This window comes from Mobilicoccus sp., assembly GCF_032060985.1.
Lineage (GTDB): Bacteria > Actinomycetota > Actinomycetes > Actinomycetales > Dermatophilaceae > Mobilicoccus.
The window spans coordinates 15622-30843 of record NZ_DAMBGD010000020.1 but is presented as its reverse complement, the minus strand read 5'-3'; the positions used below and the strand labels follow the sequence as shown (position 1 = coordinate 30843).

General features: G+C 72.7%; 17 protein-coding genes and 1 riboswitch. Of the genes, 6 read left to right on the top strand and 11 right to left on the bottom strand.

Annotated features, from left to right (window positions below; all coding sequences use genetic code 11):
- Window positions 1-51: 51 nt before the first annotated feature.
- Window positions 52-1278 (top strand): hypothetical protein, encoded by a 1227-nt coding sequence (locus RT054_RS14225; RefSeq protein ID WP_313024794.1) that lies wholly within the window; start codon window positions 52-54, stop codon window positions 1276-1278.
- A 132-nt stretch (window positions 1279-1410) separates the two neighbouring features.
- On the opposite strand, the gene moeB is transcribed toward RT054_RS14225, so the two are convergent.
- From moeB to thiO, 4 genes are all read right to left on the bottom strand, one after another.
- Window positions 1411-2634 carry a molybdopterin-synthase adenylyltransferase MoeB gene (gene moeB, locus RT054_RS14220; protein ID WP_313024791.1) on the bottom strand — a complete coding sequence of 408 codons (1224 nt, stop codon included), beginning with the start codon at window positions 2632-2634 and terminating at the stop codon, window positions 1411-1413.
- Between the two features lie 77 nt (window positions 2635-2711).
- A complete protein-coding gene (locus tag RT054_RS14215; RefSeq protein ID WP_312717473.1) occupies window positions 2712-3509 on the bottom strand; it encodes a thiazole synthase in 798 nt (265 codons plus the stop codon).
- Window positions 3506-3760 (bottom strand): sulfur carrier protein ThiS, encoded by a 255-nt coding sequence (locus RT054_RS14210; RefSeq protein WP_312717472.1) that lies wholly within the window; start codon window positions 3758-3760, stop codon window positions 3506-3508. The genes RT054_RS14215 and RT054_RS14210 overlap by 4 nt, the downstream gene beginning before the upstream one ends.
- Window positions 3757-4998, bottom strand: a complete 1242-nt coding sequence (gene thiO, locus RT054_RS14205) for a glycine oxidase ThiO (protein ID WP_312717469.1) — start codon at window positions 4996-4998, stop codon at window positions 3757-3759. The genes RT054_RS14210 and thiO overlap by 4 nt, the downstream gene beginning before the upstream one ends.
- A riboswitch (TPP riboswitch) is annotated at window positions 4988-5094 on the bottom strand. It overlaps the preceding gene by 11 nt.
- Window positions 5095-5108: 14 nt before the next feature.
- Here thiO and thiE point away from each other — a divergent pair.
- Window positions 5109-5759: a thiamine phosphate synthase gene (thiE, locus tag RT054_RS14200; RefSeq protein WP_313024786.1), complete on the top strand. Its 651-nt coding sequence runs from the start codon at window positions 5109-5111 to the stop codon at window positions 5757-5759.
- Between the two features lie 30 nt (window positions 5760-5789).
- Here thiE and RT054_RS14195 read toward each other — a convergent pair whose 3' ends face one another.
- The 4 genes from RT054_RS14195 to RT054_RS14180 all read right to left on the bottom strand — a co-directional run bounded on the left by RT054_RS14195 (window position 5790) and on the right by RT054_RS14180 (window position 9859).
- Window positions 5790-6623: a potassium channel family protein gene (locus tag RT054_RS14195; RefSeq protein ID WP_313024783.1), complete on the bottom strand. Its 834-nt coding sequence runs from the start codon at window positions 6621-6623 to the stop codon at window positions 5790-5792.
- Window positions 6624-6771: 148 nt separating this feature from the next.
- Window positions 6772-7164 carry a metal-sensitive transcriptional regulator gene (locus tag RT054_RS14190; RefSeq protein ID WP_313024780.1) on the bottom strand — a complete coding sequence of 131 codons (393 nt, stop codon included), beginning with the start codon at window positions 7162-7164 and terminating at the stop codon, window positions 6772-6774.
- Window positions 7161-9599 carry a heavy metal translocating P-type ATPase gene (locus tag RT054_RS14185; protein ID WP_313024776.1) on the bottom strand — a complete coding sequence of 813 codons (2439 nt, stop codon included), beginning with the start codon at window positions 9597-9599 and terminating at the stop codon, window positions 7161-7163. The genes RT054_RS14190 and RT054_RS14185 overlap by 4 nt, the downstream gene beginning before the upstream one ends.
- Window positions 9600-9655: 56 nt before the next feature.
- Window positions 9656-9859 carry a heavy metal-associated domain-containing protein gene (locus tag RT054_RS14180; protein ID WP_312717458.1) on the bottom strand — a complete coding sequence of 68 codons (204 nt, stop codon included), beginning with the start codon at window positions 9857-9859 and terminating at the stop codon, window positions 9656-9658.
- Between the two features lie 426 nt (window positions 9860-10285).
- Between RT054_RS14180 and RT054_RS14175 the strand changes: the two genes are divergently transcribed.
- Window positions 10286-10831 carry an Lrp/AsnC family transcriptional regulator gene (locus RT054_RS14175; RefSeq protein ID WP_313024772.1) on the top strand — a complete coding sequence of 182 codons (546 nt, stop codon included), beginning with the start codon at window positions 10286-10288 and terminating at the stop codon, window positions 10829-10831.
- Here the strand turns inward: RT054_RS14175 and RT054_RS14170 are convergent.
- Genes RT054_RS14170 through RT054_RS14160 form a run of 3 tightly spaced genes read right to left on the bottom strand, consistent with a single transcriptional unit; the run spans window position 10813 to window position 12533 of the window.
- On the bottom strand, window positions 10813-11160 hold the full coding sequence (locus tag RT054_RS14170) for a hypothetical protein (protein WP_313024769.1): 348 nt from the start codon (window positions 11158-11160) through the stop codon (window positions 10813-10815). The two genes, RT054_RS14175 and RT054_RS14170, sit on opposite strands and share 19 nt — an antisense overlap.
- On the bottom strand, window positions 11157-11540 hold the full coding sequence (locus tag RT054_RS14165; protein ID WP_312717452.1) for a hypothetical protein: 384 nt from the start codon (window positions 11538-11540) through the stop codon (window positions 11157-11159). The genes RT054_RS14170 and RT054_RS14165 overlap by 4 nt, the downstream gene beginning before the upstream one ends.
- Before the next feature lie 12 nt (window positions 11541-11552).
- On the bottom strand, window positions 11553-12533 hold the full coding sequence (locus tag RT054_RS14160; RefSeq protein ID WP_313024766.1) for an OmpA family protein: 981 nt from the start codon (window positions 12531-12533) through the stop codon (window positions 11553-11555).
- A gap of 215 nt (window positions 12534-12748) precedes the next feature.
- On the opposite strand from RT054_RS14160, the gene RT054_RS14155 reads away from it, so the two are divergent.
- From RT054_RS14155 to RT054_RS14145, 3 genes are all read left to right on the top strand, one after another.
- Entirely contained in the window at window positions 12749-12943 is a 195-nt protein-coding gene (locus tag RT054_RS14155; RefSeq protein ID WP_313024764.1) for a hypothetical protein, read from the top strand.
- A gap of 71 nt (window positions 12944-13014) precedes the next feature.
- Window positions 13015-14049: a hypothetical protein gene (locus tag RT054_RS14150; protein WP_313024762.1), complete on the top strand. Its 1035-nt coding sequence runs from the start codon at window positions 13015-13017 to the stop codon at window positions 14047-14049.
- Window positions 14046-15098, top strand: coding sequence for a hypothetical protein (locus RT054_RS14145; RefSeq protein WP_313024760.1), 1053 nt, complete (start codon window positions 14046-14048; stop codon window positions 15096-15098). Before RT054_RS14150 ends, RT054_RS14145 begins: the two co-directional genes overlap by 4 nt.
- The last annotated feature ends 124 nt before the right edge of the window (window positions 15099-15222 follow it).

Here is a 15222-nt window from a genome sequence, read left to right as displayed (position 1 = left end):
GGTGCCGCCGTCGGTCGGCGGCATCGGGGAACAAGGGGAACGGGGATTCACATGTCCACAACGACAGCACGCCGTCGTGCCGGGGGCCTCGCCCTCGCCACCGCCTGCACGGCCACGATGTGCGCCGCGGCACCGTCCGTGGCCGCCGCGCAGACCTCGACGGCGGCACGGAGCGCGGCGCAGCCGTCGACATCCGGCACGGCCGTGGTCCAGGCGGCCACCCGCACGGAGGGACGTCAGCGCAAGCCTCCCGCCAAGCGCCCGGCGGCGAAGCGGCCGGCGGCCGGGTTCCGTGCGGTGCGCACCACGGCGGCGCCGGTCGTCGCGACGCACTCTCCTGCCCGGGGGCAGGTGTGGTTCCTCGAACGCGACGCGAGCGGCCGCATCATCCTGCAGCGCAACGACGACGGGCGCTGGTCGACGACGCGTCTCCCGGTGACGCACACCGACTACCAGAAGCCGGACCTCCACGGGTCGGCCGCGAACGACGTGTGGGTCACCGCGGGGGGTCAGCTGTGGCGGTTCGACGGACGCCGCTGGTCGCGGGTCGGGCTCCCGGCCGGCGCCAGGGCCACCACGGTCCACGACGTGCCCGGCCCGAGCGTCTACGTCGGGCTGAGCGGTGACCTGCGCACGACCGGCATCTACCGACTGGAGCGTGGCCGGTGGACCTCCCTCGGACGCCCGGCCGACAGCGACACCGACACTCCGTACGGCCCGTCGTACACACCCACCGATCTCACCCGCACCGACGGGCGGTGGTTCGCCACGTGGCTGGCCCGCCCCAAGAGCGCGGCCCGGTGGGAGATGGCTGCCGCCTACGAGAACGGCACCTGGAAGCCGCTCTACCAGACCTACATGTACGGGAGCGGCTCCTACGTGCGGCTGGGCGCGTGGCTCGTCCCCACCCGCGACGACCAGCTCGTCTTCACGACGTGGCGTTACTCCTCCGACGATCCGTCCGCCGCGTCGGGCTCCTGCATCCGGTGGACGAAGGCCCACGGCACCACGCAGCCGTGCCGCACCACGTGGGCCGTCGGGGCAGCGGCCGTGCTGCCGAACGGCAACATCGTCCTCGGCGGTGACGACGTCCGGCGCGCGGGTCAGGCCCCCGTCGAGGGCACGTTCGGGATCCGCACGAAGGCGGGTGTGGAGAAGTACGTGGGCGGCGACCCGGGGGACGCGACCCTCGCGATGACCGTCGAGCCCCGCACCACGAGGGTCTGGGCGGCGACGAAGAAGGGCGACGTCACCACCATCCAGCGCTGGGACGGCTGACCCGGACCCCGCGACGGCGTCATCGGTGAGGTCATCGATTCGGGGGTCATCGCCCTGGATCCGATGACGTCGTCGATGACGTCATCCGCCGTCGGGGGCCCTCATTGGCCGTCGGGGCCCTCGGCCGGGGGGTCAGTAGGTGGGGGCGTCGGGGTCGACGTCGTGAACCCACTCGAGGATGCCTCCCGGGATGTGGGCGACACGTTCGTAGCCCGCGCCGAGGAGGGCGTGGGCGGCGCGCTGCGATCGGACCCCCGCCTTGCAGAACAGGACGATGTCGCGGTCGCGCGGGAGGTGGGCCTCGCCGGAGAGCAGCGTCCCGAGCGGGACGAGTTCGGCGCCGTCGACGGCGACGATCGCGTGCTCGGCGGGTTCCCGGACATCGACGACGAGCAGGTCCTCCTCCCCGTCACCAGCGGCGCGGGCGGCGAGGCGGCCGGCGAGGTCGCGGGCGCTGACCTCGGCGATGGTGGGCTCCATGGTGGTGTCCTCCGGTGTGGTCGGGAGTCCGCACGAGGCGGAGTAGTCGCGCGCGTGAATCTGCAGGTCGGTGACGGGGACGCGTGCGGGGTCGGGGCGGATCGTCAGCTCGCGCCACGTCGCCGCGAGGGCGTCGTGGACGAGCAGCCGCCCCACGAGGGTGCGGCCCCGGCCGGTGATGAGCTTGATCGCCTCGGCCCCCATCGCCGACCCGATCGCCGCGCAGAGCACGCCCATGACCCCGGCCTCGGCACACGACGGCACGAGACGCGGGTCCGGGGGCTCGGGGAACACGTCGCGGTAGACGGGCCCGACTCCGGCCCAGAACACCGACACCTGGCCGTCGAAGCGCAGGATCGATCCCCACACGGACGGCATCCGGAGGATCTCGCACGCGTCGGCGACGAGGTAGCGCGTGGCGAAGTTGTCGGCGCCGTCGAGGACGAGGTCGTACTCCGCGAAGATCGCCAGGGCGTTCCCGGGCGTGAGGCGCATCCGATGCGGAACGACCGTGACCAGCGGGTTCACCCGCTCGACGGCGTCCCTGGCCGAGTCGACCTTCGCGCGGCCGACGTCACCCGTCCCGTGGACGACCTGCCGTTGGAGGTTGGACTCCTCGACGACGTCGTCGTCGATCACCCCGATCGTCCCGACCCCGGCCGCCGCGAGGTACAGGAGCGTCGGCGACCCCAGGCCGCCCGCGCCGATCACGAGCACGCGAGCGTTCTTGAGTCTCCGCTGCCCCTCTTCGCCGATCTGCGGGAGGAGGAGGTGACGGGCGTACCGCCGCTTCTCCGCCGTGGTGAGCGCCGGGGCCGGCTCGACGAGGGGTGGGATCGGGCGCGACGCCGCGGCACCGGACCCGGCATCGCGCATGACGGTGGGCTGATCGGCGGACCCGGTGGACCCGGCGGACCCGGCACCAGGCGTGGCGGCAGACTCGGCGGAGGGGCTCACAGGTCGGCCCGATCGGTCATCGGGGACGAGGCGAGCGCGTGTTCCCGGCGGGGGATGCGCCCGGCCCGGCGGGCGAGGTACCCGGCCTCCACGGAGCGGGCGAACGCGGCCGCCATCATCGCGGGGTCCTGCGCACGCGTCACGGCACTCGCGAGGAGCACGGCATCGCATCCGAGCTCCATCGCGAGCGCAGCCTCGGACGCGGTCCCGATGCCGGCGTCGAGGACGATCGGCACCCCGGCGCGGGCGACGATGAGCTCGATGTTGTGCGGGTTGAGGATGCCGAGACCGGTGCCGATGGGGGCGCCGAGCGGCATGACCGCCGCCGCCCCGACCTCCTCGAGCCGCCGTGCCGTGACCGGGTCGTCGTTGGTGTACGCGAACACGGTGAAGCCCTTGGCCACGAGTTGCTCGGTGGCGTCGAGAAGTTCGACGACGTCCGGCAGCAGGGTGCGGTCGTCGGCGATGACCTCGACCTTCACCCAGTTCGTCTCCAGCGCCTCGCGACCCAGTTCGGCGGTGAGGACCGCCTCCCGCGCGGTGTAGCAGCCCGCGGTGTTGGGCAGGAGCGCGATGTCGAGGCGGCGGAGCATCTCGAACAGCGACCCCTGCGTCGAGGGGCTGTACCGCCGTAGCGCCACGGTGGTGAGCGCGGTGCACGAGGTGATGAGCGCCTCCTCGAGCCGTTCCAGGCTGGAGAGCCCGCCGGTGCCCATGATGAGCCGCGAGGGCAGGCTCACCCCGTCGACGACCAGCGGGGCGACGTGGGGCTCACGGGCGTCGGAGTCCGTCATCCCCCCTGCACCGCCGTGACCAGTTCGAAGGTGTCCCCGTCGAGGATCTCGGTGTACGCCCAGGCCCCGCGCGGCACGACGACGCCGGCACGGGCGAGCGCGACGCCCAACCCCTGACCGGTGGGGGCGCGGCCGTCGTCGCCGATCTCCCTGCCGGTCTCGAGCGAGACGAGGTCGCGGCACGTGGCCCCGACCGGGAGGGTTCGCGGGGTGTCGTTGACGGTGAGGGAGACCTCGCCGATGTCGGTCATGGTGTGTCCTTTGCGACGGTGGAGTCGACGGTGGGGCGGGAGGGCTCGGAGGAGCCGGAGGGCCCGGCGGCACGCGCGAACCGCTGGGGGTCGGCGCAGCCGGCGAGGGCGAGGAGGTCGTCGTCGCCCTCGTGCGCCGAGCCTCCGAGACGACGGACGTGCGCGGCCACGAGGTCGGCGGTGAGCGGCGCGAGGAGGATGCCGTGCCGGAACAGGCCCGTCGCGACGACGACGCCGGGCGCGACCGGCCCGATGACGGGTGCGTTGTCGGGGGTGCCGGGGCGCGCTCGGGCGAGGACCTCCTCGACGGCGAACTCCCGCACCGCGGGCACGAGACGCACGGCGTCGACGAGGAGGTCGTGCACTCCCCCGGCGAGGACGCCGCGCTCGTCGTCCTCCCGGCTCGTCGCCCCGAGGAGGACCCGCCCGTCGCCGCGGGGGATGAGGTAGACGGGGCGGCCCTCGACGAGCCCGCGGATCGTGCGCGTCATGAGCGGTGCGAGGTGCGGTGGGGCGGTGAGCCGGACGACCTCGCCGTGCACCGGCCGCAGGACGTGATCGAGGTCGAGCCCGTGCCCGTCCCCGAGGTCGCGGGTGAGGTCGGCGGCGCCGAGACCGGCGGCCACGACGACGACGTCCGCCTCGAGAGCATCCCTCGACGAGCCCGGGGCGAGCTCGATCCGCGGCCGCTCCCCCGCGCGGATTCCGGCGACGGGCTCCTCGACGATCTCGACCCCCTCGGCACGCAGCGCGGCCAGCAGGGCGGCGGCGAGGAGTCGGGGATCGACCTGGTGGTCCTCGGGGGCGAGGAACGCGCAGGTGAGGTGGGGTGAGAGCAGGGGTTCGAGTCGGCGGGCCTCGCGGGTGGTGACGGCCTCGCTCCCGAGCCCGAGCCGCAGGCTCAGCGCATGGAGGTCGGCGAGGTGACCGCGATCGGCGGAGTCGGCGCCGACGATGAGGGTTCCGGAGGTCACGTAGCCCGTGGGGGCGCCGGGCGGCAGGTGTGCGGCGACCTCGTCGACGAACGCGGGGTAGCGCCGGGAGGACTCGGTGAGGAGGGCGGTGAGGTCGTCCTCCCCGTGGAAGGCCTCGCCGACGGGGGTGAGCATGCCGCCCGCGGCCCGCGTCGCACCGGTGGCCGGGGCGGGATCGAGCAGCGTGACGTCGTGCCCCTCGCGATGGAGGCGCCACGCGGTGGCGAGCCCGACCATGCCGGCGCCGGCGACGATGGCGCGCATCGTCCCTCCCTTCGACGGTGTGAGCCGCATCAGGTTCGAGCGGTCGACGAGGTCTCGTCCTCTCAGCCTCGGCGTGAGGCTCCCGCGGAACCCGACTAGCGTAACCAGCCATGCCGACGACATCGCAGGCCACCCGTGACCGCGTGGCCACCGCCCGCATCTACCTGTGCACCGACACGCGCGCCGAGCGTGGCGACCTCCGTGAGTTCGTCCGCGCCGTGTTCGCGGGCGGGGTCGACATCGTCCAGATCCGCGAGAAGGGCATCGAGGCCTCCGACGAGCTCGCGGCGCTGGCCGTGGTGGCCGAGGAGGCCCGCGCCGCAGGGGGGCTCGTCGCCGCGAACGACCGGGCCGACATCGCGGCGCTGGCCGAGGTCGACGTCCTGCACGTCGGGCAGGACGATCTCACGCCTGCCCAGGTGCGGCGGTTCTCCCCCGAGGTCGCGATCGGCCTCTCGACGCACTCCCGCGATCAGCTCGCCGGGGCGCTCGCCGAGCCCGACCTCGACTACGTCTGCGTCGGACCCGTGTGGGCGACCCCGACCAAGCCCGGCCGACCTGGCGTCGGTCTCGACCTCGTCCGCGCCGCTGCGGAGTCCGGCACGACGACACCGTGGTTCGCCATCGGTGGGATCTCCCACACGACCATCGGCGAGGTGCTCGACGCCGGCGCCACCCGGGTCGTCGTCGTCCGCGACCTCACCGAGGCCGACGACCCCGAGGCCGCCGCCCGCCGCCTGCGCCGCGCCCTGCCGGACTGACGGCCGCGGACCTCGCGCGGTTCACCCGACTCACCGTGGCGCCGTGTCCCGGTCGTCGCGACCGCCGGCCGGACCGGACGGGTCGTCGCGTGCATCCGGGGCGACGTCACGGGCGTCGCGCGCGTCGAGGTGTCGGGCGAGCTCCTCGACGTGGGCGCCGAGAGCGGCGACCTCGGCGGCGAGGACACGGAGGTCGTGGCGCGTGGCGGCCTGACTCGCCTCGTCGGCCTCGCGGATGCGGTCGGTGAGCCAGGTCGCGAGGGAGGCGGTGACCGAGCCGAGGAGCGTGACCCCCGCGATCATGAGTCCGGCGGCGACGAGCCGACCCTGGGTCGTCGCCGGGTAGGTGTCGCCGTATCCGACGGTGGTCATCGTCGTGAGGGCCCACCACAGCGCGTCGCCGATGGTCGCGATGGTGGCGTCGGGGGAGGCGCGTTCGGCGTCCAGCACGGCGAGCGCGCCGATGAGCGCGCTGAACGTTGCGCCCCCGACGATGTAGACGACGACCTGACCTCGCAGGATGTTCGCCGAGGTGCGCTGGACGACCGCGAGCGCCGTGACGAGCCGCAGCAGGCGAAGGGGTCGCAGCATCGGTAGGAGAACGACGACGAGGTCGAACGGATGCCGGAGCACGAACCTCAGCCGGTGCCGGGAGAGCAGCACCCGGACGACGTAGTCCACCGCGAACGCCACCCAGGTGGCCGTGCCGACAGCCGCCGCGGCCCGCTGTGTGGCCGGGGGTAACGCCGGATCGAGGATGGGCCAGGCGTAGGCGAGGAGGAACAGCAACGCGAGAGCGGTGAGCGCCGGACCCGCCCGGCGCTCCCAGTTCTCGCGACGGCTGGGGCTCACCTGCTGCGACATGAAGGCCACTGTGGCAGCCGGACCCTCGACTCGACTTCAGGCCCACCGCGCGTCACGCCGACCCGCACCGACCCGTCACACCCGGGACGTCACCACCGGGCCGTCCCGCAGGAACGTCGCCCTCGGGAGCCGTCCGTCACGCCGAACGTCACCGTCCCGACCGCACGAGGCGCGCGATCGCGTCGGAGACCTCCTGCAACTTCGTCTCCTGCTCCTCGCCGCCCTCGCGCGCAGCGGCGACGACGCAGTGGGCCATGTGATCGTCGAGCAGGCCCAGCGCCACGGACTGCAGGGCACTGGTCGCGGCGGACACCTGGGTGAGGACGTCAATGCAGTACCGGTCCTCGTCGATCATCTTGGCGATGCCCCGCACCTGACCCTCGATGCGCTTGAGCCGGGCGAGGTGGGCGGCCTTGTCGTCGTCGTACCCCCGCGGTCCCGCCGGCGGCTGCGGGACGTCGAGCACCTCGGCCACGTCGGCACCCACCACGTCGGGACCCACCACGTCGAGACCCACCATGGACTCCGTCGAACCGGTCACGCAGAGACCCCTTCCCTGGACTGCTCGCGGCCGGCGGTGGAGTGGCCGGTGGACTGTTCACCGAGGCCGCCGTCGGCCGAGGGCGTGAGCGGCGTGAACGACCGCAACCGCAGGCTGTTCGCGACCACGAACACCGAGCTGAGCGCCATGGCGCCGCCGGCGATCATCGGGTTGAGTAGCCCGAACGCGGCCAGCGGCAACGCGAGCACGTTGTAGGCGAACGCCCAGAACAGATTGGTCTTGATGGTGCGCAGCGTCGCGCGGGACAGACGGATCGCGTCGGCGACGAGCCGCAGGTCGCCACGGACGAGGGTGAGGTCGGAGGCCTCGATCGCCGCGTCGGTGCCGGTGCCCATCGCAAGGCCGAGGTCGGACTGCGCGAGGGCGGCGGCGTCGTTGACGCCGTCGCCGACCATCGCGACGACCTTGCCCTGCCCCTGCAGCTCCGCGACCGCTTCGACCTTGCCCTCGGGCAGGACTCCGGCGATCACCTGCTCGATGCCGACCTCGGCCGCGACGGCGCGAGCGACGGTCGCGTTGTCGCCGGTGAGGAGGACGGGGGTGAGACCGAGGTCGCGGATCATCGAGATCGCCTCGGCGCTCGTGTCCTTGACCGTGTCGGTCACGCACAGCACCCCGCGGGCGCGGCCCTTCCACCCGACCGCGATCGCCGTCGACCCGTCGTGACGGGCCCGCAGCAGGGCCGCGTCGACGTCATCGGGGAGGACGCAGCGCGCCTCCATGAGCAGCTCGGGTCGGCCGGCGAGCACCTCGAGGCGCTCACCGTCGACCGTGACGGTGCCGCGCACGCCCTGGCCGGGGACGTTCTCGAACGCCGTGACCGGAAGGAGTCCGTCGCCTTCCGCGGTGCCGGGGCCGGCGGATCCGGTGGACCCCGCCTCGAGCGCGGCCTCGGCGATCGCACGGGCGATGGGGTGTTCCGAGGCGTGCTCGAGACTGCCGGCGACGCGCAGGACATGGTCGGCGTCCTCGCTCGCGACGGGGAAGACCCTCGCGAGGCTCATCCGACCGGTCGTCACGGTGCCGGTCTTGTCGAGGACGACGGTGTCGACGCGCCGCGTGGATTCGAGGACCTCCGGCCCCTTGATGAGGATGCCGAGCTGGGCGCCGCGACCGGTGCCGATGAGCAGGGCCATCGGCGTCGCGAGACCGAGCGCGCACGGGCAGGCGATGATGAGGACGGCGACCGCGGCCGTGAAAGCCGCCGTCGCACCGCCGCCGATCGCGAGCCAGGTGAGGAGCGTGCCGAGCGCGAGGACGAGGACGATCGGCACGAACACGCCGGAGATGCGGTCGGCGAGGCGCTGGACGTCGGCCTTGCCGGACTGGGCGTCCTCGACCATCCGCGCCATCCGCGCGAGCTGGGTGTCGGCGCCGACGCGGGTGGCCTCGACGACGAGTCGGCCGCCGACGTTGACCGTCGCCCCGGTCACCGCGTCACCCTCGGTGACGTCGAGGGGCACCGACTCCCCCGTGAGCATCGAGGCGTCGACCGCCGAGACACCGGACTCGACGACCCCGTCGGTCGCGATCGTCTCGCCGGGCCGCACGACGAACCGGTCCCCGACGACCAGGGCGCTCACGGGAATCCGGTCCTCGCGCCCGTCGCGGAGGACGACGGCCTCCTTCGCGCCCATGTCGAAGAGGGCCCGCAGTGCGGCTCCCGCCGTGCGTCGGGACCTCGCCTCGAAGTACCGCCCGGCGAGCAGGAACGTCGTGACGCCGACCCCGGCCTCGAGGTAGATGTTCGAGGCGCCGCCGTGGCCGGGGTGCACGGTCATCTCGAATCCGTGGGTCATCCCCGGCACCCCGGCGTCGCCGAGGAACAGGGCCCACAGCGACCAGCCGAACGCCGCGAGGGTGCCGATGGACACGAGCGTGTCCATCGTCGTCGCCCCGTGGCGCAGGTTGGTCCATGCGGCCCGGTGGAACGGCCATCCGCCCCACACGATCACCGGCGCGGCGAGCGTGAGCGACAGCCACTGCCAGTACGTGAACTGCCACGGCGGCACCATCGCGAGCACGATGACGGGGACCGAGAGGACCGCCGAGACGATCAGGCGCTGCCGCAGGGAGGCGAGGTGGGCGTTCTCCGGGGCGGCCGAATCCGTGGCCGGGTCGCCGGTCGCCGGGCTGTTCTCGGCCGCGGGCGGTGGGGGCAGGGTCGCGCCGTAGCCGGCCGCCTCGATGGTCTCGACGAGCTGCTCGGGCGTCACCGCTCCGGCCGGGTAGCTCACTCTGGCCTTCTCGGTGGCGTAGTTGACGCTCGCGGTCACGCCGTCGAGCTTGCCGAGTTTGCGTTGGATGCGGTTGGCACACGAGGCACACGTCATGCCCGTGACCGCCAGCTCGATGTCCTGCAGGTCGGGGCGCACCTCATCGGTGCGTGGTGCCGGCGCGCTGTCCGTGGTCATGGCAACGGTCCTCGTCGTGGTTCGGTGTCCGAGCTGCTTGCCGTGGCGCCTGTCGATCAGGCGAGCTGGTAGCCCGCTTCGGTGACGGCGGCCTCGACGGTGCCGCGGTCGAGGGCCCCCTCACTCGTCACCTCGAGGCGCCCGGAGTCGAGGTCGACGTCCACACCGGTCACGCCGGGGATCTCACCGACCTCCTCCTTGACCGAGGCGACGCAGTGGCCGCAGGTCATTCCGGTGACGGTGTAGGTGGTGGTGGCCATGAGAACTCCTTGAGGGGTCGCGCTGGGGTGAAGTCGTGGGGGGAACGAGCCGCGCGGACTCGCCGCTGCCACTCAACACCGTACCCCCCTGGGGTATTCCATGGGTGATCTCGGCGATCCCGGTCGACGTGACGTCGCCTCGGTCGCCGGACGACTCGGGCCCGTACGCGCAGTGCGTACGGGCCCGTGTCATGTCGTCGTGCGCGGCGCCCGAGGGTGTCGTCGCCTCCTCCCGCCCCGTCCTCGTGGGACGTCCACGGTGAGCACCGGTTCGAACACCTCGTGAGCGTCCTCCCCGTCGTTCTGATCAACAGACAAGCACTGTCTGCTCGTGTGTGCAAACGCCACCCGATACGATGGTCAGATCGACCACTCCCTGGCCGGGAGCGACGACCGCGACGAGCGATGTGACGAACGGAGGGCGCGATGCCCGAGAACACCACCACGCCGGGGCCGCTCGTCGACGAGATCGACCGACGCCTGCTCGCGGCCCTCGACGACGATCCGCGGGCGACGGTGCTCGCCCTCGCGGATCGGGCGGGGCTGGCGCGCGGCACGGTGCAGTCACGTCTCGAGCGCTACCAGCACGACGGGACGCTGCGGGCCCACAGCACGCGCATCGACCCCGCCGCCCTCGGACGACCGCTCAGTGCGATGGTCGCGGCAGAACTCGATCAGCACCACATCGACGAGGCGTGCGACGCCCTGGCCCGGATCCCCGAGGTGCTCGAGTGCTTCGCCCCGGCGGGCGAGACCGACCTGCTGTGCCGTGTCGTCGCGCGAGACCCCGAGGATCTGTACCGGGTGAGCGAGGAGATCCGCCTCTGCCCGGGCATCGTGCGCACCCGCACGAGCGTCTACCTTCGGCGGGTCATCCCCTACCGCACTCGACCTCTGCTCGAGGAGGGCTCACCGGACGCTCACCCGACGCGCCGCGATCGGCCCGGGCGCGGTCAGCGCTCGCGCTCGTAGAACGTCTCCGTGTCGTCCTCGAACTCCACGACCCTGGGGACGACCGGGGAACGGCGGCGCACGGCGGAACCCGCGGTGCGCGAGCCCTCACCGTCGACGACCTCGTCGTCGGGGTCGATGTCGGAGTCGCTGTCTGAGTCGAGGTCTGAGTCGAGGTCGGAGTCGCGCGCCGCACTCACCCGGCGCTGACGGACGAGCGGACGTCCGGCCGTGCCTGCGACGCGGCGGGCGTCGACGGGATCGACCGTGCGGCTCACCGATCTCACCACGTACACCCAGGTGAGGCCGAAGCCGAGCACGAACGACAGCACCATGAACCAGCCGATCATCGCCGTCCTCCCAGGCTCGTGGCCCCGCGACGCCAGGCGGCGAACCGGCTGCCCACCGACGGCGCGACACGCGCCCCGCGAGGCTCCTCCTCGTCGACCCACTCGTCACTCTCGACGCGCTCGTCCTCATCACGAGCGACACGCGACGGTCGGTGGCGGTGTCGCTCACCGCGGACGCCATCCTCGCCGCCGTCGCCGTCGCCGTCGCCGTCGCCGTTGCCGTTGCCGTTGCCGAGAAGCTCGTCGACGGCGTCCTCGATCGCCTCCTGCGGGGACTCGGCGCGGATGAACTGGCGTGCGATCAGCCAGGCCACGAGCGCGCCCGCGGCGAAGGCCATCACGTACCAGAACCAGGTACTGAGGAACGCGAAGAAATCCACGTCAGGTTCTCCTTAGGAGGCGTTGATGTCGACGCGGCGGTTGATGGCACGCCCCTCGGGGGTGCTGTTGTCGGCGACCGGCTGGGCGGACCCGTAACCCTTGGACGTGACGACGTCGCCGGAGAGGCCCGCCTGCACGAGCAGGGTCTTGACGACGTCGGCCCGGCGCTGCGACAGCGGGACGTTGACGGCCTCCGTGCCCGTGTTGTCGGTGTGCCCGGCGACCTCGATCTGCGAGAACGGACACCGCCCGAGCTTCTCGGCGATGGGCGTGAGCTGTTGCACCGAGCTCGGGTCGACCTTGGCGCCACCCACCGAGAATTTGATGGGCGTGGCCTTGAGTTCGCCTGCCACCTCGAGGCGCACCTGTTCGCACTCGGGGCTGAGCGGACCGCCCGCGGCCGGTCGCCCACCCGGCATCGACAGACGGTCGACGAGCTGCACGCCCGGGTAGGACTGCCCGGCGGCGAACACGGCCTCGGTGACCGATCCCTGGTCGGGGGCCTGGCCGCTGAGGGAGAGGGAGGCACGGTCGACGACGACCCCGAGGTCGGTGATGCCACGGCTGGCGGCGAGGATCGTGCCGATCCCGGCGACGGCGGGCGCGTCGGCGTTCTCGTCCACGGAGACCTTGTCGACCACCCTGAGACCGTCGGAGCCGGCGCGGACGCCGTCGAGCAGCGCGCGCTTGCTCGCGTCGTCACGCACGGTGGCCTCGACCGTGCGGCGGCCGTCGGCGGTGGTGACGACGATCGGCGAGCCCACCGGGGTCGGGGTCGAGGTCGCCGTCGGCGCGGGCCGGGCCTGGGAGCGCGCGGAATCGCGCGACCCACCCAGATAGAGACCGACGAGGGCGAGGAGCAGCGGGATGAGAAGCGCGGCGGGGATGAGCCACCCGCCGGGGCGCCGACGGTACCGGCCCGTGACGGTGACGGGCCCCTCGGTCTCGTGCGGACCCGCGCTCGACGGAGGTCCTCCTGCAGAACTGGACACCCGTACTCCTTTCGTCTGCTGCTGGCACCCTATGCGGAACGACGGACGAGGCGTCCGCCGAAAGGCCCGGCTCCTGCGGGAGTGGGCGCCCGTCCTCGATCCGTCGACAGCCGGGCGCCGGTGGGCATGGATGGGAGGCGCTGGGAGCCAGGGGGAGACAGGACTACCGGGAGGTAAGGGTTCCCTCATGAAGTGAGCTGGGTCACACTGGGAAGATGTTCACGCTCGAAGACCTCGACCTGACCGACGACCTCGCCTACATCCGGGAGAACGGCTCGCAGTTCCTGCCGCGACACCACGACGCCGCGCGCGACGCACGGGCCGGCGACCCCACGCAGGACGGCGTGACGGACCCCGACGCCGACGCCGTCACCCACCCCAAGGACTACCTCATCGTCGGCTTCGGCTGACCGAACCGCGGCACCGCGGCACCGCGGCACGAGGCCTTCCTTACGAAACTTTCTGAAAGTATCGTAAGAGGGTGACACGTTTCCGGCTCTCCGCTCGCCCGCTGCTCGACAGCGAGACCGACGCCTCGCTGTTCGTGCCCCTCGGCCACTCGTTCGACGAACTCGCCTCGGCGACGGACCGGGGGTACACGGTGCTCGTCCACGGCGCGCGTGGGTCGGGCCGCACCACGCTCCTGCGCGCGCTGCTCCGGCATCGCCGCCGACACGACGGGGCGCCCACCGCGTTCGTCCAGGCCTCCCGCGCGCGCACCCCGAGCGAGACGCTCCGCCTGTGCCGGGAGGCGCTGCTCGACGTGCTCGGCACGCGGGTCCCCGACCACTCGCCCGACGGGCCGACCCTCGAGGCGCTCCCCTCCGGCACGCCGCGTTCGGTGTCGAGCGAGCTGGCCGCCCTCGCCGAGCTATGTGCGCCCGCCCGCGCCACGTTCCTCGTCGACAACCTCGACGCGCACCTCGCGCATCGACTCTTCGGGATCGGTCGCGACGACCTCTGGGAGGTCGCCGCGACCTTCGTCGTCTCCGCGCTCGACGAGGACCTCCCGATCGTGCTGGCCCCGCCCGCGGATGCGTTCTTCGAGGCGCGCGTCGTCGTGCCTCCGCCCACGCGCTCCGAGGCGGAGGAGATCCTGGCACGTCGCCTCGGCCGGAAGGTCGAGATGCCCGACCCGCCGCCGACGCCGCGGGCGTTGCTCGACGCCGCGCGTCGCGACCCCGAGGACCCCGCCTCCGCCGATGCCGAACGCCTACGCCGCCTCGACGAGGCCGCCGCCCTGGGGACCTCGGCGCTCGAGGTCGCGCGCCTCCTCGACGACGTCGGCAGCGTGAGCGCCGCCGACGCTGAGGCGCGAGATCGCCTGGGGGTCAGTGCGGCCCGACTGTCGCAAGTGCTCGCACAGATGTACGATGAGAACCTCGTCACCTACGAGGACGTCCGCGGCGGGGGGCCCGGACGTCCGCGACGCCGATACCGGTGGGCAACGCCTGTCGTCGGCGACGGCGACGATGGCGAGGCGACCACGACCGGCATGAAGGGGGACCGCCGATGAGCTTCACGCAGCTACGACGGCTCGACCTGGGGCGCGCCTTCAACCCGGCGCCGCGCCTGCACGAGCTGCACACCGTCTTCGTCCCCTTCGACAGCCTCACCGGCGAGCGCACCGTCGAGCATGCCGCGCGCGTCGCACTCACCCACCACCGCCGGGTCGCGCTCATGGGGGCGACGGGGTCGGGCAAGTCCTCGGTCATCGGTCACGTGCTCGCCGAGGCCGGCGAGGAGATCCTCGGGTTGCGGGTGCCGGTGTCCCTCGAGGAGCCCGAGGTCGCCGTCGAGCCCGAGGCCTTCCTCGCCCACCTGTTGCGTCACGTCCGGGAGGAGGTGCTCGACGCGCGACCGGACAGCCGCCCCGTCGTCGACAAGGCCCTCCCCTCCCCGGGGCGCGAGACCACGCGCACCTATTCGGCCGAGGCCGGGTTCGCCGGCCTCAAGGGCGGCCTGTCGTACGCGGTCAAGCAGGCGCTGGAGGAGCAGGTCGCGACTCAGACGCGGGCCGTGGAGGCGGTCGGTGAGCTCCTCGCGATCATCGAGGACCACGGCGTCGTCCCGGTCATCGTGCTCGACGACACGGACAAGTGGGTACCCACCCCCCTCGCGCCGCAGAACGCTCAGCTGCGGGGTCAGTTCTTCACGCGCATCCTGCGCCTGCTCGCCGAGCAGATCGACGCGACGATCCTCCTCGCCGTCCACCCGAGCTACGTCGACGACGAGGCCTTCCAGTCCGCCCGCGGATTCCTCGAGCGCGTCATCGAGCTGCCCACGCTGCCCGACGTCGACGCGGCCCGTCGCCTCGTCACGAGGCGTGTCGCCATGGGTCTCGAGGTCGCCGAGGAGGGCCTCGACCTCCGGCAGGTCCTCACCGACGAGGCCCTCGACCTGCTCTTCGAGTACTACGCACCCTCGACGAACATCCGGCAGGGCCTGCTCACCCCGCTCAACGGCGCCCTCATCCAGGCACTCGACGCCGACGCCGAGGTCATCGATGCCGTGCACATCCGTGCCGAACTCGCCGACCTCGACGGCGCGGCCTGGCCCCGGTGACGGCATCCGTGCGCCCCCACACGCCATCCGCCCAGGCCTCCCCGGCGCGGTCGTCTGCAATGTATCCATGAGTCTCGTCTATTCGCTAGAGAGGCTGAGACGACTCGATCGAGGCCACCGGGCC

Coding starts and splice junctions, on each gene's coding strand:
- RT054_RS14225 (WP_313024794.1), top strand. CDS start 52: ATGTCCACAACGACAGCACGCCGTCGTGCCGGGGGCCTCGCCCTCGCC.
- moeB (WP_313024791.1), bottom strand. CDS start 2,634: ATGCGCGATGCCGGGTCCGGTGCCGCGGCGTCGCGCCCGATCCCACCC.
- RT054_RS14215 (WP_312717473.1), bottom strand. CDS start 3,509: ATGACGGACTCCGACGCCCGTGAGCCCCACGTCGCCCCGCTGGTCGTC.
- RT054_RS14210 (WP_312717472.1), bottom strand. CDS start 3,760: ATGACCGACATCGGCGAGGTCTCCCTCACCGTCAACGACACCCCGCGA.
- thiO (WP_312717469.1), bottom strand. CDS start 4,998: ATGCGCGCCATCGTCGCCGGCGCCGGCATGGTCGGGCTCGCCACCGCG.
- thiE (WP_313024786.1), top strand. CDS start 5,109: ATGCCGACGACATCGCAGGCCACCCGTGACCGCGTGGCCACCGCCCGC.
- RT054_RS14195 (WP_313024783.1), bottom strand. CDS start 6,623: ATGTCGCAGCAGGTGAGCCCCAGCCGTCGCGAGAACTGGGAGCGCCGG.
- RT054_RS14185 (WP_313024776.1), bottom strand. CDS start 9,599: ATGACCACGGACAGCGCGCCGGCACCACGCACCGATGAGGTGCGCCCC.
- RT054_RS14180 (WP_312717458.1), bottom strand. CDS start 9,859: ATGGCCACCACCACCTACACCGTCACCGGAATGACCTGCGGCCACTGC.
- RT054_RS14175 (WP_313024772.1), top strand. CDS start 10,286: ATGCCCGAGAACACCACCACGCCGGGGCCGCTCGTCGACGAGATCGAC.
- RT054_RS14170 (WP_313024769.1), bottom strand. CDS start 11,160: ATGATCGGCTGGTTCATGGTGCTGTCGTTCGTGCTCGGCTTCGGCCTC.
- RT054_RS14155 (WP_313024764.1), top strand. CDS start 12,749: ATGTTCACGCTCGAAGACCTCGACCTGACCGACGACCTCGCCTACATC.
- RT054_RS14145 (WP_313024760.1), top strand. CDS start 14,046: ATGAGCTTCACGCAGCTACGACGGCTCGACCTGGGGCGCGCCTTCAAC.